Origin of the sequence: Micromonospora sp. R77 (assembly GCF_022747945.1) — a bacterium.
Classification (GTDB): domain Bacteria; phylum Actinomycetota; class Actinomycetes; order Mycobacteriales; family Micromonosporaceae; genus Micromonospora.
The window spans coordinates 1-1,142 of the sequence record NZ_JALDST010000026.1 but is presented as its reverse complement, the minus strand read 5'-3'; the positions used below and the strand labels follow the sequence as shown (position 1 = coordinate 1,142).

Sequence of the window (1,142 nt, the reverse complement as noted above, 5' to 3'; positions counted from 1 at the left end):
GCCGGGCCGGGCTGCCCGCCGAGGCGGTCGGCTACGTCAACGCCAACGCCACCGGTACGCAGTCCGCCGACGCGTCGGAGGCGGCGGCGCTGCGGCTGGCCCTCGGTGACCTCGCCGACCGGCTGCCGGTCAGCTCCACCAAGGCGCTGCACGGGCACACGCTCGAGGCGTCCGGCCTGCTCGAACTGGTGGTCACCGCGCAGGCGCTGCGGCACGGGAAACTGCCCGTCAACGCCGGTTTCCTGGCCCCCGACGACGCCTGCCCCCTCGACGTCATCACCGACGCCCCGCGGCCCGCCGTCACCCCGTACGCGCTCACCCTGAACGCCGCCTTCGGCGGCGCGAACACCGCGCTCCTGGTCGGTGCCCCGTGACCCCCGACGCCGGGCGGACACCGGTCGGGTGGCGGGTGCTCGCCGAGGCGCGCTGGCCGGAGCCCGGCGACGGGACACCGCCGGGGGTGCCGGGCTTCGTGCACTCGGCGTTCGCGCCGCTGGTCGTGGCGGTGGCGGAGCGCTGCCTGCGCCGGTACGCCGACCCGCCGGCGGGCCGGACGGCGGTGCTGCTGGTCAGCGCGCACGGGGACCGGAGCAGCGCGGAACACGTCCGCGCCACGGTGGCCGCCGGGGGCCGGATCGGGCCGCTGTTCTTCTACCAGTCGGTGCCGAACAGCGTCGCCGGGCACGTCGCGGCCCGCTGGGGACTGGACGGCCCGGTGGTCTGTCTGAGCCCGACCGGCGACCCGTGGGCCGCCGGCGTCGCCGAGGCGGACCTGCTGCGCTACGACGGCGACGCCGACCAGGCGTTGCTGGTGCACGTCGACGCGGCACCCGACGGCACGCCCACCGGGGCGGTCGCGGTGCTGCTGGGGGGAGGGACCCGTCAATGAGGACGAAGGGACTGCGCGGCGCGCTCGCCGCCGACCCCGAACTGGGCGCCGGGAACGTGCTCGCCCGGGTGCTGGCGCACGGCGCCGACCCGGACGGGCCGGGGCTCACCTTCGACACACCGGTCGACGGCCACCCGGCCGAGCAGCCGCTGACCCTGGGGCAGCTCGCCGAGCGGGTCGCCGCCCGGGCCGCCTGGCTGCACGAGCACGGGGTACGGCCCCGGGACCCGGTCGCGGTCTGGGCCACCGGCGC

General features: G+C 77.9%; 1 protein-coding gene and 2 pseudogenes. All 3 read left to right on the top strand.

Features of this window, described 5'->3' with window-relative positions:
• Positions 1-374, top strand: a pseudogene (locus MRQ36_RS32960) (beta-ketoacyl-[acyl-carrier-protein] synthase family protein); the annotation flags it as partial.
• On the top strand, positions 371-889 hold the full coding sequence (locus MRQ36_RS32955) for a beta-ketoacyl synthase chain length factor (protein WP_374251278.1): 519 nt from the start codon (positions 371-373) through the stop codon (positions 887-889). The pseudogene MRQ36_RS32960 and the gene MRQ36_RS32955, both read left to right, overlap by 4 nt.
• Positions 886-1,142 (top strand): annotated as a pseudogene (locus tag MRQ36_RS32950) (long-chain fatty acid--CoA ligase); the annotation flags it as partial. The gene MRQ36_RS32955 and the pseudogene MRQ36_RS32950, both read left to right, overlap by 4 nt.